The 21,139-nt window shown below is 67.2% G+C and carries 20 protein-coding genes; 10 read left to right on the top strand and 10 right to left on the bottom strand.

Going from position 1 to position 21,139, the window contains the following annotated elements; translation table 11 throughout:
• Positions 1–33 precede the first annotated feature (33 nt).
• From QFZ61_RS16330 to purU, 9 genes are all read right to left on the bottom strand, one after another.
• Entirely contained in the window at positions 34–1,425 is a 1,392-nt protein-coding gene (locus QFZ61_RS16330) for a hypothetical protein (RefSeq protein ID WP_307037790.1), read from the bottom strand.
• A 183-nt stretch (positions 1,426–1,608) separates the two neighbouring features.
• Positions 1,609–2,679, bottom strand: a complete 1,071-nt coding sequence (locus QFZ61_RS16325) for a Gfo/Idh/MocA family protein (protein ID WP_307037788.1) — start codon at positions 2,677–2,679, stop codon at positions 1,609–1,611.
• 111 nt (positions 2,680–2,790) lie between these two features.
• Positions 2,791–3,888, bottom strand: coding sequence for a sugar-binding protein (locus tag QFZ61_RS16320; protein WP_307037786.1), 1,098 nt, complete (start codon positions 3,886–3,888; stop codon positions 2,791–2,793).
• Between the two features lie 59 nt (positions 3,889–3,947).
• Positions 3,948–5,216 (bottom strand): multiple monosaccharide ABC transporter permease, encoded by a 1,269-nt coding sequence (mmsB, locus tag QFZ61_RS16315; protein WP_307037784.1) that lies wholly within the window; start codon positions 5,214–5,216, stop codon positions 3,948–3,950.
• A gap of 43 nt (positions 5,217–5,259) precedes the next feature.
• Positions 5,260–6,816 carry a multiple monosaccharide ABC transporter ATP-binding protein gene (gene mmsA / locus QFZ61_RS16310; RefSeq protein ID WP_307037782.1) on the bottom strand — a complete coding sequence of 519 codons (1,557 nt, stop codon included), beginning with the start codon at positions 6,814–6,816 and terminating at the stop codon, positions 5,260–5,262.
• A 130-nt stretch (positions 6,817–6,946) separates the two neighbouring features.
• On the bottom strand, positions 6,947–8,137 hold the full coding sequence (locus tag QFZ61_RS16305; RefSeq protein ID WP_307037780.1) for an ROK family transcriptional regulator: 1,191 nt from the start codon (positions 8,135–8,137) through the stop codon (positions 6,947–6,949).
• A 95-nt stretch (positions 8,138–8,232) separates the two neighbouring features.
• Positions 8,233–8,751 carry a gamma carbonic anhydrase family protein gene (locus tag QFZ61_RS16300; protein ID WP_307037779.1) on the bottom strand — a complete coding sequence of 173 codons (519 nt, stop codon included), beginning with the start codon at positions 8,749–8,751 and terminating at the stop codon, positions 8,233–8,235.
• Positions 8,752–9,138: 387 nt separating this feature from the next.
• On the bottom strand, positions 9,139–9,564 hold the full coding sequence (locus QFZ61_RS16295; RefSeq protein WP_307037777.1) for a class I SAM-dependent methyltransferase: 426 nt from the start codon (positions 9,562–9,564) through the stop codon (positions 9,139–9,141).
• A gap of 73 nt (positions 9,565–9,637) precedes the next feature.
• On the bottom strand, positions 9,638–10,498 hold the full coding sequence (gene purU / locus QFZ61_RS16290) for a formyltetrahydrofolate deformylase (RefSeq protein ID WP_307037775.1): 861 nt from the start codon (positions 10,496–10,498) through the stop codon (positions 9,638–9,640).
• A gap of 290 nt (positions 10,499–10,788) precedes the next feature.
• On the opposite strand from purU, the gene glyA reads away from it, so the two are divergent.
• From glyA to QFZ61_RS16240, 10 genes are all read left to right on the top strand, one after another.
• Positions 10,789–12,090, top strand: coding sequence for a serine hydroxymethyltransferase (gene glyA, locus QFZ61_RS16285; RefSeq protein ID WP_307037773.1), 1,302 nt, complete (start codon positions 10,789–10,791; stop codon positions 12,088–12,090).
• 5 nt (positions 12,091–12,095) lie between these two features.
• Positions 12,096–13,052, top strand: a complete 957-nt coding sequence (locus QFZ61_RS16280; RefSeq protein WP_307037771.1) for a bifunctional methylenetetrahydrofolate dehydrogenase/methenyltetrahydrofolate cyclohydrolase — start codon at positions 12,096–12,098, stop codon at positions 13,050–13,052.
• 264 nt (positions 13,053–13,316) lie between these two features.
• Positions 13,317–14,228 (top strand): ABC transporter ATP-binding protein, encoded by a 912-nt coding sequence (locus QFZ61_RS16275; protein ID WP_307038281.1) that lies wholly within the window; start codon positions 13,317–13,319, stop codon positions 14,226–14,228.
• 10 nt (positions 14,229–14,238) lie between these two features.
• A complete protein-coding gene (locus tag QFZ61_RS16270; protein ID WP_307037768.1) occupies positions 14,239–15,105 on the top strand; it encodes an ABC transporter permease in 867 nt (288 codons plus the stop codon).
• Positions 15,102–15,965, top strand: coding sequence for an ABC transporter permease (locus tag QFZ61_RS16265; protein WP_307037766.1), 864 nt, complete (start codon positions 15,102–15,104; stop codon positions 15,963–15,965). The genes QFZ61_RS16270 and QFZ61_RS16265 overlap by 4 nt, the downstream gene beginning before the upstream one ends.
• An 81-nt stretch (positions 15,966–16,046) precedes the next feature.
• Positions 16,047–16,619 (top strand): hypothetical protein, encoded by a 573-nt coding sequence (locus tag QFZ61_RS16260; protein ID WP_307037765.1) that lies wholly within the window; start codon positions 16,047–16,049, stop codon positions 16,617–16,619.
• Between the two features lie 10 nt (positions 16,620–16,629).
• On the top strand, positions 16,630–17,463 hold the full coding sequence (locus QFZ61_RS16255) for an exodeoxyribonuclease III (protein WP_307037763.1): 834 nt from the start codon (positions 16,630–16,632) through the stop codon (positions 17,461–17,463).
• Between the two features lie 17 nt (positions 17,464–17,480).
• Positions 17,481–18,599, top strand: coding sequence for a tryptophan--tRNA ligase (trpS, locus tag QFZ61_RS16250; RefSeq protein ID WP_307037762.1), 1,119 nt, complete (start codon positions 17,481–17,483; stop codon positions 18,597–18,599).
• Between the two features lie 4 nt (positions 18,600–18,603).
• Complete coding sequence (locus QFZ61_RS16245; protein ID WP_307037760.1) at positions 18,604–19,284, top strand: 2'-5' RNA ligase family protein; 681 nt, start codon at positions 18,604–18,606, stop codon at positions 19,282–19,284.
• Positions 19,226–20,392: a YihY/virulence factor BrkB family protein gene (locus QFZ61_RS16240; RefSeq protein ID WP_373427177.1), complete on the top strand. Its 1,167-nt coding sequence runs from the start codon at positions 19,226–19,228 to the stop codon at positions 20,390–20,392. Before QFZ61_RS16245 ends, QFZ61_RS16240 begins: the two co-directional genes overlap by 59 nt.
• Here the strand turns inward: QFZ61_RS16240 and QFZ61_RS16235 are convergent.
• Entirely contained in the window at positions 20,349–21,119 is a 771-nt protein-coding gene (locus QFZ61_RS16235; protein ID WP_307037758.1) for a S9 family peptidase, read from the bottom strand. The two genes, QFZ61_RS16240 and QFZ61_RS16235, sit on opposite strands and share 44 nt — an antisense overlap.
• Positions 21,120–21,139: the final 20 nt, after the last annotated feature.

The raw sequence follows: 21,139 nt of genomic DNA, 5'->3' as shown, positions 1-21,139 counted from the left end.
CTCTGCGCAGCGAAATGGCAGAGAACGGCCCTACTAGTCAGGAGAAGATCCGGGATCAGCGGCAACAGCAGAATGGACGTGCTGTAGCTGGCCGCTGATTGGGTCGGCACCGAGAGGGGGGACAAAGAAGATGGCATCGGGCAGCCAGGCAGCGGCGCCTGGCGTCCCGCCGGCGGTGGAACCGCTGCCGGACCCGGAGCCCGGTGTAGCCGGAAGCGCATTCGGTGCAGGAAGGCCGGTTCCGCCGCCCAAGGGGAGCGGTCCGTTACCGTTGCCGGCCGGTTCCCCCGCCGGGTTGTCGCCGGCCGGAGCAGGGCTTGCGGGCACAGCGCTGCCCGGCGGCTGTGCACCGGCAGGGGTTCCGGCGCCCTGCGGCTCCGGAAGGACCAGCACCGGGGTGTATGCGGAGTGCGCTGCGGCGTAAGCGGGGTGGGCCGCTGATTCGGTCATGACGCGTTGCTGGCTGGTGCCGCACGCCTGCGGCGGATCGGGTGCCGGGGCGACCGCCGCCATGGTTTCCAGGGGCAGAACCAGGGGCGCGGGTGAAGGGCCTGCCTGGTGGGGCGCGGTCGTCGGCGTCTCAGGAGCCGTGGGGCCAGGGGCAGCAGGCGCGGTGCCGGGCGCCGGGGTTGTCGGCGGAGCCGGCGGAGTTGCGCCGGAGGTCGTACCCGGCGCCGGCAGGGTGCCGGGAAGGCTGGGGGTTGGCGTGGGCTGAATGACCGGGACGCCCGGCGAGGTCCCGGGGAGCGTGGCCGGGTTGGTCGCCGGGGCAGTGGGGCTGGGTGCCGGTGTGGCCGAATCAGTGGGGGCAGGTGCGGGGGCGGCCGGGCTCGGTGCCGGCGTCGTTGGAGCGGGCGCTGGAGCCTGTGTCGTGGGCGGCGCAGGAGCAGGCGTCGGCGACGCCGGCGCCGGGGCGGGCACGGACGTCGGCGGCGGGGTGGGAGCCGGAGCGGACGGAGCGGTGGGGTCAGGCGCCGGGGCGGACGTCGGTGACGGCTGCGCAGCCGGCGGTGCCGCCACGGGACTTATGGTGGCTGTCGGGGCCGGCTGCGGGGCGGTGAGCGTTTCGGCTGTCGGGGCGGCGGTGGACAACGGCATCGGAGCGAACGTCGCGGCGGGCTGTACGGCCAGGGTCGGGTCAGTCGATGATGCTGGAGCGGGCACAGCGGAGGCGAGCAGCGTCGGGGTGGCCGAGGGGGCAGGCGGTGCCGGCGAACCGAGCTCCAGGGCTTCATCCGTCATGGGCAGCTGGATCATGGTGGCGAAACTGGCGACCGGAGCACTCGCAACAGCCTTGGTTGCCGTGAGGCCGTCGGCATTCGCTGCTCCGGCCGAAAGCGCCAGCCACGCTAGACCGGCCGCGGCCGCCAGCAGCAGCCGCCGGAGGGTCCGGAGCAGGGCGGAAGGGTTCGTTGGCAAGCGCATGCGCAACACCCCTCCCCGAATAAGTTCGACGATTGGTCTATAGAGTAGATCCGAGGGTGGGGGCGAGTCCAGAGGAAACGGGACCGTTCTCCGCAGGGCAGACTCGTCGTCCGCCCGCCGCGCTGGTTCCGCCCGCCGTCGGCCGCCCGGACCAGGCTTTCCCGGAGTTCCTCCGGTGCGCCGCTAGTGCAGGTCGTTGGGGTAGCTCACGCCCAGCTGTGCGCGGACGCCGTCGAACAACCGCATGGTGTCCAGCGATTCCTCCAGTGGCATCACCGGGCTCTCTGTGAGGCCCTGCTGGATGCATCGGGTGACTTCGCGCAGTTCATAGCTGTAGCCGCGTCCGACAGCGCTGAACCGCTCGATCCGTGGCTCGTCGAAGCCGACCCGGACCAGCAGTTCCGTGGGATTGTTGACCGAGCCAAGGCTCTGCAGGAAGCCTCCACTGCCGGCAACAGTAGCGGCGCGCGGGCCGTGGGCCAGGAGCGAAGACGTCAGCTGCGCCTGGGCGCCATGGTGGTAGCCGAGGGTCAGCGCGTTCTGGGCGTCCACGCCAGCGTCGTTGAGCCAGCCGGTGGCACTGACCGTCTGCGGGAAGCCCAGCGTACCGAGTGCCCACAACAGCGGGTAGATGGTGATGTCCAGCAGCGCGCCGCCGCCGTCCCGCGGCGCCCAGAGTCGGGAGGTGGGGGAGTAGGGCGCCGGGAAGCCCAGATCGGCCCCGACCCACTTGACCTCGCCGATCTCGCCCGACGCGGCGATCTCGAAGGCCCGCTGCATGCTGGGCAGGAACCGGCTCCACATGGCTTCCATCAGGAACAGGCCCCTGGTCCGCGCCAGCTCCACGAGCTCGGCGGCTTCCCGGGCGTTGATCGTGAACGCCTTCTCGCACAGCACGTGCTTTCCGGCGTTGAGGGCCGCCTTGGCGATCGCATGGTGCTGGGCGTGCGGCGTGGCGACGTAGACGACGTCGACGGCGTCGTTGGCCAGCAGCCGGGCGTAGCCGGTCACGCCGTCCTGGTCACCGTAGGCCTTCGCGAAACCGTAGTCCGCGGCGAACGCGTCTGCAGCGGCCTGGCTGCGGGAGGACACCGCGTACAGTTCCGCGTCCGCCAGCAGCTCCAGGTCACGGGTCACCGCGGCGGCGATGCCGCCGGTGGCGATGACGCCCCAGCGCAACCGGGAACCGGTGGCCGTCCGCGGGTCCTGGTCGAGTTGGGTGGACAGCCAGGGCGTGGCGATGGGCGCAGTCATGCTGCCATCCTCTCACCCGGGCCCGGCGGGCTTCGCTTCACGGAAAAGCCCCGGCCCCCCGAATGAACTGGTCATTGCGAGGAGCCGGGGCCTTGGTGTCAAGCCGTTGAACTACTTGGTGATCGGTCCGAGTACCGGATCGTCGACGTAAGCCGTCTTGACGTTTTCCTTGGTCACAATGACCGGCTCCAGCAGGAAGGCCGGGACGGTCTTGACCTTGTTGTTGTAGGACTTGTCGTCGTTGATCTCAGGCTTCTTGCCGGCCTGGATGTCCTTGACCATGGTGATCGCGTGCTCAACGAGCTTGCGGGTGTCCTTGTTGATGGTGGAGTACTGCTCGCCAGCCATGATGGACTTGACCGACTCAACTTCGGAGTCCTGGCCGGTGATGACGGGCAGCGGCTTGCCGGCGGCCTTGACCGAGGTCAGGACTGCACGGGCCAGCGTGTCGTTCGGGGACAGTACGCCGTCCAGCGGGGCGCTGCCGTAGCTGCCGGTGAGCAGGGTATCGGCACGGCGCTGGGCGTTCTCTGCCTTCCAGCCCTGGGTCACGGCCTGCTCGAAGGACTTCTGGCCGGACTTGATGACCAGGGTGCCGTCGTCGATCTTGGGCTGGAGCACCTTCATGGCGCCGTCGAAGAAGACCTTCGCGTTGGCGTCATCCGGGGAACCGGCGAACAGTTCGATGTTGTACGGGCCGGTGGGCTTCTTGGCCTTCATGCCGTCCAGCAGGGCCTGGCCCTGCAGTTCGCCGACCTTGAAGTTGTCGTAAGCGACGTAGTAGTCGACGTTCTCGGTGTTCAGCAGCAGACGGTCGTAGGCGATGATGGTCGCGCCGGAGTCCTTGGCCTGCTTGAGCTGGGTGCCCAGCTGCGCGCCGTCAATGGCGCCCACGATGATGACCTTGGCGCCCTTGGTGACCATGGCGCTGATCTGGTTCTGCTGCTCCGAGACGCCGCCGTTGGCGAACTGCACGTCTGCCTTGAACCCGGCCTTGGTGAGCCCGTCGTTGAACAGCTTCTCGGCCAGCACCCAGTTTTCACTGGTCTTCTGCGGGAGCGCGACGCCGATCGAGGAGTCCTTGGGGAACGCCTCGCCGCCACTAGCGCCACCGGAAGTTCCGCTGTCGGAACGGCCGCAGGCTGTCAGCGCCAGTGCCGCAATAGCAGCGATCGCTGCTGCCTTTCCTGCTTTACCAATCAGTTGCATTGCTTGGTTCACTTTCTTTAGATGGTGTTCGGAGTATCGGGGGTTCGTGGGGAAACTGCTCAGGCTTCCTTGGCAATAACCTCTTTGGTGGAAGTGGTCTCGTCGGGGCGGTTTTCGCTGCCGCGGCCGAAGTTCTTCATCATCATGCCGATGATCGACTTCTTGCCCTGGGTCTTGTTGTAGACGTCGAAGGCGACGGCGATCAGGAGCACCAGGCCCTTGATGATCTGGGTCAGGTCGGCGCCGACGCCGAGGAGCTGCAGGCCGTTGTTCAGGACGGCCATCACCAAGCCACCAACGATCGAGCCGATCACGGTGCCGACGCCGCCGGTCACCGCGGCGCCGCCGATGAAGACGGCCGCAATGGCGTCGAGTTCCCAGCCGACGCCGTCGAACGGGCCGGAAGCGGTGGAGCGGCCGACGAAGATCATGCCGGCCAGGCCGGCCAGGATGGACATGTTCATCATGACCAGGAAGTTGACCTTCTTGGACTGGACACCGGAGAGCTCAGCCGCGTGGCGGTTGCCGCCGACGGCGTAGACGTGCCGGCCGATGATGGTCTTGGAGGAGATGAAGCCGTAGATCAGGACCAGGACTGCCAGGATTAGGCCCGGGATCGGGAAGGAGGTACCGGGGCGGCCGGTCGCGAACAGGTACGTCGCGTACAGGATGGCCGCGCAGATCAGGACGAGCTTGGTCACGGTCACCCAGGTTTCAGGAACCTCGGCGCCGAGGGCCTTGGCCTTGCGGCGCGAGCGCATCTCGCTGAAGATCACGAACGCGACCCCGAGCAGGCCCAGCAGCACGGTGAGGTTGTTGTAGCCGGTGTTGGGCCCGACCTCGGGCAGGTAACCGGACCCGATGTACTGGAAATCACTGGAAACCGGAATGGTGTTGGACTTGCCGACGTACTGGTTGAAGCCGCGGAAGAGGAGCATGCCGGCCAGTGTGACGATGAAGGCCGGGATCCCTACGTAGGCCGTCCAGAACCCCTGCCATGCGCCGATGAGGGCGCCGAGCAGCAGGCCGAAGAGGATGCCCAGGTACCACGGGATGCCCCAGTCGCGGAGCATCAGGGCGACGCTGACGCCCACGAACGCCGCGACGGAACCGACCGAGAGGTCGATGTGGCCGGCGATGATCACCAGCACCATGCCGATCGCGAGGATCAGGATGTAGGAGTTGCCGTTGAAGAGGTTGATGACGTTGCCCGGGGTGAGCGTGCGGCCCTCGGTGAAAATCTGGAAGAAGATGATCAGCGCAACCAGGGCGAAGATCATGCCGAATTGGCGGGTGTTGCCGCCAAAGAGCTTCTTGAGCGCGTTCATTGTGTCAGTCCTTGTTGTCCGGAATGTTCTGGATGGCCCAGAGTCAGGCAATCTTGCGGGCGGAAGTCATCAGTTTCATGAGGCTTTCCTGGCTGGCTTCCTCTTTGGTCAGCACGCCGGTGATGGCGCCTTCGAAGATGGTGTAGATGCGGTCGGAGAGACCCAGCAGCTCGGGCAGTTCCGAGGAGATCACGATGACGCCCTTGCCCTGGTTGGCGAGCTGCTGGATGATGCCGTAGATCTCGTACTTGGCGCCGACGTCGATGCCGCGGGTGGGCTCATCCAGGATCAGCAGGTCCGGGTCGGTGAACATCCACTTCGCCAGCACCACCTTCTGCTGGTTGCCGCCGGAGAGCTTCGCGACGCCTTCCTCCACGGACGGCGTCTTGGTGCGCAGCGACTTGCGGTACTGCTCGGCTACGGTGAATTCCTTGTCGGCGTCCACGACGTTGTGCTTGCTGATTTTCTTCAGCGCCGCCGAGACCGTGGTGGCTTTGATGTCATCGAGCAGGTTCAGGCCCAGTGACTTGCGGTCCTCCGTGACGTAGCCCAGGCCGGCGTCGATGGCCTGCTTGACGGTCTTGAGGTGCAGCTCCTTGCCGTTCTTGTAGACGTGGCCGGAGATGAAGCGGCCGTAGGAGCGGCCGAAGAGCGACCTGGCGAGCTCGGTGCGCCCGGCACCCATCAGGCCGGCGAAGCCGACGATCTCACCGCGCCGGACGAAGAAGCTGGAGTTCTTGCAGACCAGCCGGTCCTGGATCTGGGGATGTCCCACATTCCAGTTCTTGACCTCGAAGAAGGTTTCGCCGATCTTGGGCTCGTGCTCCGGGAAGCGGGATTCCAGGGTCCGGCCCACCATGCCCTTGATGATGCGGTCCTCGTCGACGCCGTCGGCCTTGACGTCGAGGGTCTCGATCGATTTGCCGTCGCGGATGATGGTGATGGAGTCGGCGATCTGCTCGATCTCGTTGAGCTTGTGCGAAATGATGATTGAGGTGATGCCGCGGCCCTTGAGGCCCAGGATCAGGTCCAGCAGGTGCTGGGAGTCGGATTCGTTCAGGGCGGCGGTGGGCTCGTCCAGGATCAGGAGCTTGACGGACTTGTTGAGAGCCTTGGCGATTTCGACGAGCTGCTGCTTGCCGACGCCGATTTCCTTGATCGGGGTGTCCGGGTCTTCGCGGAGGCCCACCCGGGCGAGCAGCTCGGTGGAGCGGATCCGGGCCTCGGCCCAGTCGATCATGCCGCGTTTTGTCGGTTCGTTGCCCAGGAAGATGTTCTCCATGATGGACAGTTCCGGGATGAGCGCCAGTTCCTGGTGGATGATCACGATGCCGGCGTGCTCGCTGGCCCGGATGTCCTTGAACTGCTGGACTTCGCTTTGGTAGACGATGTCGCCCGTGTAGCTGCCGTAGGGGTAAACGCCGGAGAGCACCTTCATGAGGGTTGATTTTCCGGCGCCGTTTTCGCCGCAGATGGCGTGGATCTCGCCGGCTTTCACCCGGAGGTTCACCTCGGCCAATGCTTTAACGCCGGGGAACTCTTTGGTGATGGAGCGCATCTCGAGGATTACGGGATCGCTGTGCGTGTTGAGGGACGTCATCTGCCCTTACGCCTCCAATGCATGACTTCGTTGTCCGCCCCTGCAAACCGCAGGGCCGTCTGATGGAAAAGTAAACTGGATCACGCCATTGTCGTCAAGTCTTTAACGCAACGGCCCGGTAACGGCTTCGTCAGCTGCGCCGGATTCCGGCGTGCTGGAACACCAGGGAAGTTGCCCCGAGTGCCTCGGCCCGGTCGCCGAGCGAGGACATGGTGAGCGTGGTGGTGTCGCCGATAACGGGAACGGCGTGCCGGACCAGGCCGCGCCGGATCGGGTCCAGCAACAGCTCGCCCAGCCCGGCCAGCGGGCCGCCGACGACGATCACTTCCGGGTTGATAAGGTTGGCGACGTTGCCCAGCGCGCGCCCGGCGGCGAGGCCGGCGTCGTCCACCACCCGAAGCGTCGCGGAGTCGCGCGCCAGGGCCTTGCGGACGATGTCCTCGCTGGTCAGCGGCTTGTCCTCGCCGCGGCCAAGGAGTTCGAGCATGGTCGTGGTGGAGGCGATGGTTTCCAGGCAGCCGCGGTTTCCGCAGCGGCAGACCAGGCCGTGTTCGTGAATCGTGGCGTGGCCGATTTCGCCGGTGATGCCGACGTTGCCGTAGTAGGGCATGCCGTTCAGGATCAGCCCGGCACCGATGCCGGAGCCGATCTTGAGGAACAAGAGGTTGCTGACCCCGCCGTGCGGGCCCCAGGTGACCTCGGACAAGGCCCCCAGGTTGGCGTCGTTGTCGACAAAGACCGGCAGTTCCAGCGCTTCTTCGAGCCGTTTGAGGATGTTGATACCCACCCATTCGGGCAGGATGGCGCCCTGTGCGACGGTGCCGGTGCGGCGGTCGATGGGCCCGGGGATGCCGACGCCGGCACCCACCAGGGCGCTGCGTTCCACCCCGCTTGTGGCCAGCAGCCGGTCCAGCACGGCGACGGCGGCGGCGATGCCCTCCTCCGCGTGGTGGCCCAGGGGGAGCAGGACCAGTTCCTCCGCCAGGACGTGGTAGCTGAGCGAGGCGAGCACTACCCGGAGGTGGCGCCGGCCGAAGTCAATGCCGACCGCGACGGCGCCGTTGCTGTTGAGCCGGACGTTCAGCGCCCGGCGTCCGGAGCTGGTGGTGGGCTCCGTCGACGCCAGCCCCGCGTCCTGCATGATCTTGACGATGTTTGACACCGTGGCCGTGGAGAGGCCGGTCTGCCGGGCCAGTTCGGCCTGGGTGGAGGGGCCTGCCAGCAGGCATTCGATGATTCGCTGCTGGTTCAAATGCCGGAGGGCGGACTGCGACCCGGGGTTTCTAGTGCGGCTCCTCGTTGAGCGCGTTGGTGAGGGCATGCAAGAAAGCGTGCCCCATCACCTGCTTGTAGTCAAGAAGTTAACGCAACAGGGGCGAGCGTGGCGCGCCGGGAGGAGCCGTCGCCGTGCCCACGTCAGGCGTGCAGTTCGCGGTGTGCGCGGGCGAGTTCCTGGTAGTGCGCGGCGTTGTGCCGGACGCCGTCGAACTCCTCATCACTCAGTTCCCGGCGCACCTTCGCCGGCACCCCGGCGACCAGTGAGCGCGGCGGGACGACCGTGCCCTCGAGGACGACGGCGCCGGCCGCCACGAGGGAGCCCGCGCCGATCACCGCCCCGTTGAGGATGGTGGCACTCATGCCGATCAGGCAGTCGTCCTCGACCGTGCAGCCGTGAACGACGGCGCTGTGGCCGACGCTGACCCGCGCCCCGACCATGCAGGGGAAGTCCGGGTCGGCGTGCAGCACGACGTTGTCTTGCAGGTTGGTGCCCGCGCCGACGCTGATGGCGGCGGTATCGGCCCTGACCGAGACGCCGTAGAAAGCGCTGGAGTTCTCCGCCATCGTGGCTTTGCCGATCACCGAGGCGCTCGGGGCAATGAAAGCGGAGTCGTGGATAACGGGGGTGTCACCGGCGAAGGCGTAAACGGGAGTCATGGCTTCAGCCTAGAACACCGACCCTCCTATGGACCCCTCCCACAGATCCGGCGGTTGTGGACGTGACGCTCCCTCAGGTTTGGCCGTTATTGGGGGTGACGCTCCCTCAGGTTTGGCGGTTATTGGGGGTGACGCTCCCTCAGGTTTGGCGGTTATTGGGGGTGACGCTCCCTCAGGTTTGGCGGTTATTGGGGGTGACGCTCCCTCAGGTTTGGCGGTTATTGGGCGTGACGCTCCCTCAAGTTTGGCGGTTCTGCGGAAAGGCGGCCGGAGGTGAGGGAGGGTCAGGGGGAAGGCGGCCGGAGGTGAGGGAGGGTTGGGGGGAAGGTGGCCGGAGGTGAGGGAGGGTTGGGGGGAAGGCGGCCGGAGGTGAGGGAGGGTGGGGCTTTAGGCGGGGGTGCGGAGGACGGCGAAGCCCGGGCCGAGGCCGGGGTCTTCGGGGACCAGGCCGGGCTCGGGGAGGACGACGGCGATCGGCGCGCCGGGTTCGGCCACGCGCCGCAGCTCGCGGACGACGTCGTTCCGTGCGCCGGCTGGCAGTTCCGCCAGTGCGTCGACGGCCCAGACGGCGGTGAACGCGCCGTCTGCGAAGGGCAGCGACCGGCCGGTTGCCACCGACGCCGACAGGCCGCGGGCGCGCGCGGCATGGATGTTCTCTTCCGAAGCGTCCACCCCGGTGAAGTGCAGGCCGGCACGGACAACGAGAAGCCCGTCCGCCCCGGTGCCGCAGTCCACGCCCAGCACGCTCCGCCGGCCCTCGGCCTTGAGCAGGGCGACGAAATCTGCCAGCTGATCTGTCCGCGGTGATGTCATGGCTCCAGTTAAGGGCCGCGCCGCGTCCGGGACAAGCCCCGGCGGAGCAGCGCCCGGACCCCGGCAGGGAAGCCTAGCTGAAGACCACCGTCCGGTTGCCGTCCAGCAGCACCCGGTGTTCGGCGTGCCACTGCACGGCCTGGGCCAGCGTGCGGCCCTCGACGTCGCGGCCCATCTGGACGAACTGCTCGGCCGTGCGCCGATGGTCCACCCGGATGACTTCCTGCTCGATGATGGGTCCCTCGTCCAGGGCAGCGGTGACGTAGTGTGCGGTCGCGCCGATCAGCTTCACCCCGCGGGCGTGGGCCTGGTGGTACGGCTTGGCCCCCTTGAAGGAGGGCAGGAAGGAGTGGTGGATGTTGATCGCCTTGCCGGAGAGCTCGGCGCAGAGCTCGTCGGAGAGGATCTGCATGTAGCGGGCCAGGACCGTGAGCTCGATGTCATGCTCGGCCATGAGCCGGCGCAGCGCATCCTCGGCCGCCGCCTTGGTGTCCTTCGTGACGGGGATGTGGTGGAAGGGGATGCCGTAGAACTCGGCCAGGCCGGCGAGGTCCCGGTGGTTCGAGACGATGGCCGGAATCTCGATCGGCAGGGTGCCGGAGCGCTGCAGGAACAGCAGGTCGTTGAGGCAGTGCGCGGAGGTGCTGGCCATCAGCAGGGTGCGGATCCTGCGGCCGGCCGGGTTGAGGTTCCACTGCATGCCGAACGCCTGGGCCACGGGTGCCAGCGCCGCGTGCAGGTGGGCCGGCGGGGACGCCGTCGTTGCTTCCACCCGCATAAAAAAGGTTCCGGTGCCCTGGCTGCCGTACTGCTGCGAATCCGTAATGTTGCAGCCGGCCACGAGCAGGGCGCCGGCCACGGCGTGCACGATTCCGGGCCGGTCCGGGCAGGAGAGAGTCAGGACATAGGAGGCAGTCAGCTGGTCGTCAGTCACGAAGGAAAGCCTACCGGCGGGCTGGGATACCCTTGTCTTTGTCGCAACTGGCGTTGGGTGGGTAACCACCAGGGAGCGGCACGCACGCAGACCACGGATCGTACGCCTGGGCCGAGGGTCATGTTTTCCGGTCGGCAGCCTTCGCTGCCAACCCGCCGGTGGTACCTCTCTAGGGGTGCTGCGGCCGCTGTACGGATCCCTTCGCCGGGGCCCGTAATTTAGCGGCGCGGCGGCGGGCCAGCCGGTAACCTGACCTTAAGCAGTGACCGTTGCCAAGCCAGGAGTTCTTCGTGACTACTTCCCTTCGCCTTTCCTCAGCAGCCGTAAGCAACCAGCCGCTCGCTGAACTTGATCCCGAAATCGCCGCCGTCCTGGACCAGGAGCTCGGCCGCCAGCGCGGCACCCTGGAGATGATCGCCTCCGAAAACTTCGCGCCGCGCGCCGTCATGGAGGCTCAGGGCTCGGTCCTGACCAACAAATACGCCGAGGGCTACCCGGGCCGCCGCTACTACGGCGGCTGCGAGTACGTCGACGTAGCCGAGCAGCTCGCGATCGACCGGGTGAAGGAACTCTTCGGCGCCGAATTCGCCAACGTCCAGCCGCACTCCGGCGCCCAGGCCAATGCCGCCGCGCTGTCCGCCATGATCAAGCCGGGGGACAAGATCCTGGGTCTGTCGCTGGCCCACGGCGGACACCTTACCCACGGCATGAAGCTCAACTTCTCCGGCAAGCTCTACGAGGTTGCCGCGTACCAGGTCGAGGAAGACAGCTTCGGGATCGACATGGACAAGCTCCGGACGCAGGCGCTCGCCGAAAAGCCGCAGGTCATCATTGCCGGCTGGTCCGCCTACCCCCGCCACCTTGACTTCGAGGCCTTCCGCTCGATTGCGGACGAGGTCGGTGCGCTGCTCTGGACCGACATGGCGCACTTCGCCGGCCTCGTCGCCGCGGGACTGCACCCCAGCCCGGTGCCGTACTCCGACGTCGTCACCTCCACGGTGCACAAGACCCTTGCCGGTCCCCGCTCCGGCGTGATCCTGGCCAAGGAGGAGTGGGCCAAGAAGATCAACTCCAACGTCTTCCCGGGCCAGCAGGGCGGTCCGCTCATGCACGTGATCGCGGCCAAGGCTGTGGCCTTCAAGATCGCCGGCACCGAAGAGTTCAAGGAGCGCCAGGAGCGCGTCCTCGAAGGCGCCCGGATCATCGCAGACCGGCTGAACCAGTCGGACCTTGCCGACGCCGGCGTCTCCGTCCTCACCGGCGGGACCGACGTGCACCTGGTGCTGGTGGACCTGCGCAACTCCCAGCTGAACGGCCAAGAAGCCGAAGACCTGCTGCACTCGGTCGGCATCACCGTGAACCGCAACGCGGTGCCGTTCGACCCGCGCCCGCCGATGGTGACCTCGGGCCTGCGTATCGGCACCCCCGCCCTGGCCACCCGCGGCTTTGGCGCCGGGGAGTTCACCGAGGTGGCAGAGATCATCGCCACCGCGCTGAAGGCCGGTTCCGGCGCCGACGTCGAAGCGCTGCAGGCGCGGGTGGACAAGCTCGCCGCCGACTTCCCGCTGTACCCGCAGCACGAGCAGTGGTGATCGGCATGACCGCCACCGAATCCACACCCGCAAACGCCGCCGCAGACTCCACACCTTCGCAGCCGCACACCGCCGGGATCCTCGACGGCAAGGCGACGGCGGCGGCGATCAAGGCCGAGCTGACAGAACGCGTCGCCGCGCTCAAGGCCCAGGGAATCGTCCCGGGGCTGGGCACCATCCTCGTCGGCTCCGACCCGGGCAGCACCTGGTACGTGGGCGGCAAGCACAAGGACTGCGCCGAGGTGGGCATCACCTCAATCCGCCGCGACCTGCCGGAAGAGACGAGCCAGGAGGAACTGCTGGCCGTGGTCCGGGAGCTCAACGAGAACCCGGAGTGCACCGGCTACATCGTGCAGCTGCCGCTGCCGGCGCACATCGACCAGGACGTCATCCTCGAGGCCATGGATCCGGACAAGGACGCCGACGGTCTGCACCCGATGAACCTGGGCCGGCTCGTGGCCAACGTTGCCGGGCCGATGAAGTCCCCGCTGCCCTGCACACCCAAGGGGTGCGTGGAGCTGCTGACCCGGCACGGGATCGACCTGAAAGGCAAGCGCGTCCTGGTGGTCGGCCGCGGCGTGACCATCGGCCGTCCGGTGGGCCTGCTGCTGACCCGCAAGGACGTCAACGCGACCGTCATCCTGGCCCACACCGGCACCGTGGACCTGCCCGCCGAAGTCCGGCAGGCCGACGTCGTCATCGCCGCGGCCGGGCAGCCGCACATGATCAAGGCAGCCGACCTCAAACCGGGTGCGATCGTGCTCGACGTCGGTGTCAGCCGGGTCGACGACGGCAACGGCAAGGCCGTGGTCACCGGGGACGTTGAACCCGCCGCGGCCGGCGTCGCCGCCTGGCTCTCACCGAACCCCGGGGGAGTGGGCCCGATGACCCGCGCCATGCTGCTGGCCAACGTCGTGGAGACCGCCGAACGCCACGCAGCCACCGGGAACGCCGCCGCCTAAAGCCAGAACCCTCAGGGCGCCCCCCTCCCTCGGGAGCGGGCGCCCTGAGGCGCTTAAACCGCCGTTCCACACCCAGACGGCGCCGAGCTGCCGCGGGCAGCTGCCGCCACCTGCGGGCCGACGGTCTAAAACGTGACCGGAACTTTTACGAAGAGACTCTTTCATAGTTTGCCCGGAGCGGGTACCGTGTTCCGGGTGTCCGAACTTGTCTCGAAAGACTTCCCCGTCAGCAGTCTCGCCGAAACCGGCGACCTCCAGTACGTCATCACCGCCGAAAACCTCACCAAAAGCTACGGCGACGTCACCGCCGTCGACGGCATCTCCTTCCGCGTGCCCGCCGGCGAAGCCTTCGGCCTGCTCGGCCCGAACGGCGCCGGGAAGTCCACCACCATGAAGATGATCGGCGGGGTCTCACAGCGGACCTCCGGCAGCCTGAACATCATGGGCCTGGACCCGGAGCAGCACGGGCCCGAGGTCCGCGCGCACCTTGGCGTGGTGCCGCAGCAGGACAACCTGGACGAGGAACTCAAGGTCCGCGACAACCTGCTGGTCTACGGCCGCTACTTCGGCCTGCCGATGAGCTACCTGAAGCCCAAAGCCGATGAACTGCTGGAGTTTGCGCAGCTGACCGACAAGGCCAAGTCCAAGGTGGACGCGCTCTCCGGCGGGATGAAGCGCCGCCTGACGATCGCCCGGTCCCTGATCAACGAACCACGGATCCTGCTCCTGGACGAACCCACCACCGGCCTGGACCCCCAGGCCCGCCACATCCTCTGGGACCGGCTGTTCCGGCTCAAGGAACAAGGCGTCACCCTGATCCTCACCACCCACTACATGGACGAGGCCGAGCAGCTCTGCGACCGGCTGATCGTGGTGGACAAGGGCAGGATCATGGCGGAGGGATCCCCGGCCAGCCTCATCCGTGAGTACTCCACCCGGGAGGTCCTCGAACTGCGCTTCGGCTCGGAACGCAACGCCACCGTCGGCGCCGAGCTCGAAGGTATCGGCGAACGCGTGGAAACCCTGCCGGACCGCGTCCTCATTTACGCCCACGACGGCGAAGCGGCGCTGGAACAGGTGTCCTCCCGGGGCCTGCACCCGGTCACCTCGCTGGTGCGCCGCTCCTCACTGGAGGACGTCTTCCTGCGCCTGACCGGCCGGAGCCTCGTTGACTAAGAAGGCAGCGTTGACTAAGAACACGACGGCGGCGGGAACGACGGGGGCCGCGCCCGCCCTGCGCGCACACTCACCGGCCGTCTCGGCTGCCCGGGCCCGCCGCTGGGGCTCCTTCTACTACGCCGAACAGGTCCTGCGGGTGATGAAGGGCTACGGCTGGACCATCGTCATGTACGGCGTCGGCCAGCCAGTCGCCTACCTCTTCGCCATGGGCGTCGGCCTCGCCACCCTGGTGGACACCAACGCCACCGCAGCCTTCGGCGGCGTCAGCTACCTGGCGTTCATCGCCCCGGCGCTGCTGATCTCCGCGGCCGTCATGACCGCCGCGAACGAGTTCACCTTCCCGGTGATGGACGGTTTCAAATGGCGCCGGGTCTACTACGGCCCGCACGCCTCGCCGCTGACTCCGGAGCAGATCGCCGCCGGCCAGGTCATCGCCGTGACGGTCCGCTTCGTGCTGCAGTCGGCGATCTACTTCGGGGTGGTGGCCCTCTTCGGTGCCTCACCGAGCGGCTGGGGCTGGGTCTCCATTCTGGTGGCCACCCTGGCCGGTCTGTCCTTTGGCCTTCCGCTGATGGCCTACGCCGCGACCATCAAGGACGACCGGGGCCAGTTCGCCATGGTCATGCGTTTCATCGTGATGCCGCTGTTCCTGTTCTCCGGCACCTTCTTCCCGCTGGACACGCTGCCGCTGGCGGTCCGCTGGATCGGCTGGATCTCGCCGATCTGGCACGGCACCGAACTGGGCCGGGTGTTCAGCTACGGCTACGACGAAGCGCCGTTGCTGACCCTGGTCCACGTCGTCTTCCTGCTCGGCCTGGCGGTCCTCGGCTGGGTGCTGACCCGGCGCCAGTTCGCCAAAAGGATGGGATCATGAGCACGCTCGCCGGACACCAGGATGCCGGACGTTTCGACGCCGCCGGCCGCAGCGTTACCGAGGCGGCCCGCAACCGCCGCTTCGGCCCGCTCTACTCCCGCAACGTCCGGGCCGTCGTCGCCCGCGGGCTGATGGCGACCAAGAGCGGCAACTGGATGGTCATGCTCTCCGGCTTCTTCGAACCGGTGCTCTACCTGATCTCCATGGGCGTGGGCCTCGGCGCGATCGTGGGAGCGGTGCAGGGCCCCGGCGGCCAGCAGATCTCCTACGCGGCCTACATCGCCCCGGCGCTGCTGGCGGTCTCGGCGATGAACGGCGCGGTCTACGACTCAACTTGGAACGTCTTTTTCAAGATGAACTTCGCCAAGCTCTACCAGGGAATGCTGTACACCTCGCTGGGCCCGATCGACGTCGCGATGGGCGAGATCTTCCTCGCCCTGCTGCGCGGGGCCATGTACGCCACCGGGTTCACCGCCGTGATGGGGCTGATGGGGCTGCTCACCACGCCGTGGGCGGTCCTGATGATCCCGGCCGCGGTGCTGATCGCGTTCGGCTTCGCGAGCTTCGGCATGGGCATCACCAGCTTCATGAAGACGTTCCAGCAGATGGACTGGATCAACTTCGTGATGCTGCCGATGTTCCTCTTCAGCGCCACCTTCTACCCGCTGAGTGTGTACCCGCAGTGGATCCAATGGCTGATCCAGGCGATGCCGCTCTGGCACGGCGTGGAGCTGCTGCGGCAGATCAGCGTGGGTGCGTTCACCCCGGCCACCGTCGTCCACATCGGCTACTACCTCGTCATGATCGTCCTCGGTGTGGCGCTCACCACCGGCCGGCTCCGCGGGTTGTTTCTGAAGTAACCCCCGGCGGGGAATGGCCCGCACCGTTCGCCGGGGGTGGAAGGACGTCCCCGGCTTCGGCCGGTTTGCGATAATGGGCTCATGCGATCTCTGGGCAACCCTTCTTCCACGCCGTCCGCGTTCAACACCGCCTCCGGAAAGTTCTCCATGTTCCGCCTCAGCGGACCCGGACTGATGGTCTTCATCATTGCTTTCTTGGTGGCAGTCATCTTCGCGGCCAACCAGAACGACGTCGTGGGCTGGGTCGTCGCCGTCATCGCGGCGTTCTGGCTCGCGCTGGCAGCGTTCGTCGTGTTCAGCATCCAGCGGGCCGCCAAGAAGGCCGGCGCCAAGCTGAACGAAGCGCAGAACGCGTTCAACTCAGCGGTCGGCCGCGCGCCGTCGTCGGGCAGCGCGAACCACGGCGCCACCCGCCTCGTCGCCAGCCACCGCGAGGCAGACGACATCCGCGACCTCAAGCTGGACCACTCCTTCAAGATCGTCCAGGTGCAGGTCCGGGTGGTGGAGCAGGAACGGGCCAAGGGCGCGGCAGCGGACCAGGAAACCATCCGCCGCGCCCTGGAAACCATCGAGATCACCGCCACCAACGCGCGGGACATGATGAAGGGCGCGGGCGGCGCTGACGAGCCGGTCAGCGGAACCATCATCGACTAGAGTGGAGCGGGTGAGCTCGGCATTGAAGAAGGACCACCTTCGCATCGCATCGGTCAACGTCAACGGCCTTCGCGCCGCCTACAAAAAGGGCATGGCGGAATGGCTGGCACCGCGCGACGTGGACATCCTCTGCCTGCAGGAGGTACGCGCCCCCGATGCGATCGTCCGCGAACTGCTCGGCGAGGGCTGGCACATCCTGCACGCCGAGGCCGAAGCCAAGGGCCGCGCCGGCGTGGCGATCGCCTCCCGCACCGAACCTGTTGCCACCCGGTCCTGCATCGGGGACGCCTACTTCACCACCGCCGGGCGTTGGGTGGAGGCTGACTATATTGTCCGCGACGCCGCCGGCGAGGCCTCGACGCTGACGGTGGCGAGTGCCTACGTGCACTCCGGCGAGGTCGGCACTCCGAAGCAGGACGACAAGTTCCGCTTCCTCGACGTGATCAGCACCCGGCTGCCGGAACTGGCCAAGCACAGCGACCATGCGCTGGTAGTGGGCGACCTCAACGTCGGCCACACCGAGCTGGACATCAAGAACTGGAAGGGCAACGTCAAAAGCGCCGGCTTCCTGCCTGAGGAACGCGCCTACTTTGACCGCTTTTTCGGCGAGGAAATCGGTTGGAGGGATGTACACAGGGGCCTGGCGGGTAACGTCAACGGCCCCTACACCTGGTGGTCGCAGCGAGGGAAGGCCTTCGACAACGACGCCGGGTGGCGCCTTGACTACCACCTGGCTACGCCCGCGCTTGCCGCCGCGGCGGTGTCGGCCGTTGTTGACCGTGCGCCGTCCTGGGACACCCGCTTCTCCGACCACGCCCCGCTGGTAGTGGACTACCGGCTCTAGCTCTAAGGTTTCATCACATGACCTCTCCTCTCACCGCGCCGACCGTCTCCGGGACGGCCGCCGCCTCCTCCGACGCCGCCCTGTCGGCTGCCGCCGGGATCCCGGCAGCGGCCGGTACCCGGCACCGCATCCTGTCCGGCATGCAGCCCTCGGCAGACTCCCTGCACCTCGGCAACTACCTCGGCGCCCTGGTGAACTGGGTCCGGATGCAGGACGAATACGACGCCGTCTTCTTCATCCCGGATCTGCACGCCATCACCGTCCCGCAGGACCCGGCGGAGCTCGCGCACCGGACCCGGGTCACCGCCGCCCAGTACATCGCCGGCGGCGTCGACGTGGACAAGTGCACCCTGTTCGTGCAATCCCAGGTCCCCGAACACGCCCAGCTGGCCTGGGTGCTCAACTGCATCACCGGCTTCGGTGAAGCGTCCCGGATGACCCAGTTCAAGGACAAAGCCCTCAAGCAGGGCTCCGATCAGGCCAGCGTCGGGCTGTTCACGTACCCGATCCTGCAGGCCGCGGACATCCTCCTGTACCAGCCGCAGGGCGTGCCGGTCGGTGAGGACCAGCGCCAGCACGTGGAACTAAGCCGCGACCTTGCCCAGCGGTTCAACTCCCGCTTCGGCGAGACGTTCACGGTGCCGCAGCCCTTCATCCAGAAGGAGTCGGCCAAGATCTATGACCTGCAGAACCCGACGGCGAAGATGTCGAAGTCCGCGGAATCACCGGCCGGCCTGATCAACCTGCTGGATGACCCCAAGGTGATCGCCAAACGGATTAAGTCCGCAGTGACCGACGCGGAGACCGAGATCCGCTTCGACCGTGAAGCGAAGCCCGGCGTGTCCAACCTGCTGACGATTTATTCGGCGATCACCGGTCGGAGCGTGGACCAGCTTGTCGCGGCGTACGAGGGGAAGATGTACGGCCACCTCAAGGTCGACCTGGCCGAGGTCGTAACAGCGCACCTTTCGCCGATCCGCGACCGGGCCAACGAACTGCTGGCCGACCCGGCAGAACTGGACCGGCTGCTGGCAGTTGGTGCAGACAAAGCCCGGGAGATCGCCTCGGTCACACTCTCGGAGGTCTACGCCAGGGTCGGGTTCCTGCCCTACGCCGGAGCACGGGGAGGCCACTAGCGCGATGCCGTCCGCCAGCAAAGTCACCGCAAGCGACACCGGGCGTGCCGCCTACCATGGCCCGCGCACGGCTGCCGCCGGGGCACCGCGCAAAGACGCAGCAACGGGAAACGGGCAGTCGCAGGAGGATGGCATCAGCATCGGCATCATCCTGGGCTTTCCGCCGAAGGTCGCTGACGAGCTGCGGCGCTGGCGTGCCTCCTTCGGGGACCCCCTGGCGGCGACGGTGCCGGCGCACATCACGCTCGTGACCACCACCATGACCCAGGACTGGGAGGCAACCTGCGCTCATGTGCGGGAGGTGGCGCGGCGGCAGGAGCCTTTTACCGTCACCATCGCGGGCACCGGTTCCTTCCGGCCGGTTTCGCCGGTGGTCTTCCTGAAAGTCGAGGCAGGCTTCGGCGAATGCGTCAGTCTGCACCGGCAGCTCCAGACCGGGCCGCTGGAACGGGAACTGCCGTTCGCCTACCACCCCCACGTCACAGTGGCCCACGACGTTGCCCCGGAAAGCCTGGATGAGGCCGAAACGGTGTTGAAGAATTACAGGGCCAGCTTCCCAGTGGCTAGCATGGGACTTTACGAGCACGATGACAACGGCATCTGGCAGCTACGGGAAGAGCTACACTTTGGCACCGAACCTGACGACCAGCGCCGGGGACCGGCAGACGCAGCAGGCGGCCGCTAAGCCGCCCCTGCCCACCGACCTGGCCGGGCTGAAACTCGAAGTTATCCGCAAACAGGTCGAGCTGGGAAAAGCCCGTCGCTCCGGCGGGGGACCGGTACCGGCGATGGCGAAAGTGCCGTTACTGCTTGCCCGGCTCAATACGCTCCGGCCGCTGCGCGCCTTCCAGCACTACAACCTGCAGCGCGGCCCGCTGATGAGTGCCGGCATCGGCTTCCGTATGTTCTTTTCGATCACCGGTCTGCTGGCGACCGGATTTTCGCTGGCCGGCCTGTTCCTGAGCGGGCAGCCCCCGCTGCTGGACCAGATCATCAAGAGCGTGGCCAAAGCGGCGCCCGGCCTGCTGAAAGTCAACGGCGGCCCGGGGCTGGTTGATCCCTACCAGCTGCTCAACCCCGCCAACCTCGGCTGGGCCGCCGTGATTGCCGGCGCGGTGACCGTTTTCACCGCCCTGGGCTGGATCAGCGGTGTGCGTGACGGAGTCCGCGCCATGATGCAACTCGGTCCGCGCAGGATCAACCCGGCCCTGCTGATCGTTCGCGACGCTGCCACCTTGTTGCTGCTCGGCGCGGCGCTGGTGGTCAGCGCTGGCGCCTCTCTGGTGTTCGGCACCGCCGCGGACTGGGTGGCGGGGCTGTTGCGCCTCGATCCGCTGCTCGCCCGCCCGCTGGCGACGTCAGTGACGATTGTGGTGCCGCTGCTGCTGGGCTGGGGAACGGCGCTGATCATGTTCCGGGTGGCGGCCGGGCTCAAACTGAGCCGCCGCGCGCTCCTGGAAGGAACCATTCTCGCCGCCGCCGGGACCACGGTGCTGCAGATCTTCAGCACGCAACTGCTCGCCAGCGCCGGCCGGAACCCGATCCTGGCCCCGTTCGCCATCATCATCGGCCTGCTGATCTGGTTCAACCTGGTCAGTCAGGTGTACCTCGTCTCGGCTGCCTGGTCCGCGGTGCGTGAAGGGGACCTGTCGGCCGCGCCCGCCGCCAAGACGACGGGCTGGGGTGCCCGGCAGGTCCAGCCCGGAAAGACCCCTGCCGAACCGCGGGAGCGCCGCCGCGCGTCGGTCGCTATCTTCCGGCGTCGAGGTACTGATCAGACCACGCCGAAATAATCTTCGCCGCGCGGGCGGCCTGGCCCTTGCCGGTGAGCAAGTGGTCGGAGCCCTCCAGCGAGACGAAGCTGCGCGGATGCCGGGCCGTCTGGAAGATGTTGCTCGCGTTTTCGATGCCGACGGTGCTATCGGTGGGGGAGTGCAGCACCATCAGCGGTTTGTGCAGCTGCTGGATATGACGGGTCAGGTCGGCGTGCTCAAGGTCTTCGACGAAATGCCGGCGGATCTCCACGCGCTTGCCGCCGAGGTCCACCTCCGCGCTGCCCTCGCTTAGGATCCGGTCCAGGGCGGCGTCGAAGACGTGCGCGACATGTTTGGGTGAGAACGGGGCGCCGACGGTGGCGACCGCGTCAAGCTCGGGGATACTGCCGGCCGCCGCCAGCACCGCGGCGCCGCCGAAGGAATGGCCCACCAGCAGGGAGACCGGACGGCCGGCGTCGCGCATGAATTCAGCGGCGCGGACGGTGTCCGCGACCTTGTGGCTGAAGGAGCCTTCCGCCCAGAGCCCGGCGGACTCGCCGAGGCCCAGGTTGTCAAAGCGGAGCATGCCCACCCCGTTGTCCGCCAGCGCCTTGCACATGCGCGACGCCGCCGGACTGTCCTTGCCCAGGGTGAAGCCATGGGAAAAGACGCCCCAGCCCTTCACCGGCCCCTCGGGGAGGTCCAGAACGCCGGACAGCAGTTCGCCGGTGGAACCTTCGAAGGAGACTTTTTCGGAGCGGGACATGAGGGCCTTTCACTGGGGGA

The sequence above is a fragment of the Arthrobacter sp. B3I4 genome (genome assembly GCF_030816855.1).
Classification (GTDB): Bacteria; Actinomycetota; Actinomycetes; order Actinomycetales; family Micrococcaceae; genus Arthrobacter.
The sequence above is the reverse complement of the archived record's forward strand: the minus strand, read 5'-3'. Positions and strand labels throughout refer to the sequence as shown.

Bases quoted from the DNA above. Each gene is read 5' to 3' on its own strand.
- mmsB (WP_307037784.1), bottom strand. From the start codon at position 5,216: ATGAACGCGCTCAAGAAGCTCTTTGGCGGCAACACCCGCCAATTCGGC.
- QFZ61_RS16305 (WP_307037780.1), bottom strand. From the start codon at position 8,137: ATGCCCTCACCAACGCGCTCAACGAGGAGCCGCACTAGAAACCCCGGG.
- QFZ61_RS16280 (WP_307037771.1), top strand. From the start codon at position 12,096: ATGACCGCCACCGAATCCACACCCGCAAACGCCGCCGCAGACTCCACA.
- mmsA (WP_307037782.1), bottom strand. From the start codon at position 6,816: ATGACGTCCCTCAACACGCACAGCGATCCCGTAATCCTCGAGATGCGC.
- QFZ61_RS16260 (WP_307037765.1), top strand. From the start codon at position 16,047: ATGCGATCTCTGGGCAACCCTTCTTCCACGCCGTCCGCGTTCAACACC.
- trpS (WP_307037762.1), top strand. From the start codon at position 17,481: ATGACCTCTCCTCTCACCGCGCCGACCGTCTCCGGGACGGCCGCCGCC.
- QFZ61_RS16320 (WP_307037786.1), bottom strand. From the start codon at position 3,888: ATGCAACTGATTGGTAAAGCAGGAAAGGCAGCAGCGATCGCTGCTATT.
- QFZ61_RS16330 (WP_307037790.1), bottom strand. From the start codon at position 1,425: ATGCGCTTGCCAACGAACCCTTCCGCCCTGCTCCGGACCCTCCGGCGG.
- QFZ61_RS16325 (WP_307037788.1), bottom strand. From the start codon at position 2,679: ATGACTGCGCCCATCGCCACGCCCTGGCTGTCCACCCAACTCGACCAG.
- QFZ61_RS16300 (WP_307037779.1), bottom strand. From the start codon at position 8,751: ATGACTCCCGTTTACGCCTTCGCCGGTGACACCCCCGTTATCCACGAC.
- QFZ61_RS16245 (WP_307037760.1), top strand. From the start codon at position 18,604: ATGCCGTCCGCCAGCAAAGTCACCGCAAGCGACACCGGGCGTGCCGCC.
- QFZ61_RS16265 (WP_307037766.1), top strand. From the start codon at position 15,102: ATGAGCACGCTCGCCGGACACCAGGATGCCGGACGTTTCGACGCCGCC.
- QFZ61_RS16295 (WP_307037777.1), bottom strand. From the start codon at position 9,564: ATGACATCACCGCGGACAGATCAGCTGGCAGATTTCGTCGCCCTGCTC.
- QFZ61_RS16235 (WP_307037758.1), bottom strand. From the start codon at position 21,119: ATGTCCCGCTCCGAAAAAGTCTCCTTCGAAGGTTCCACCGGCGAACTG.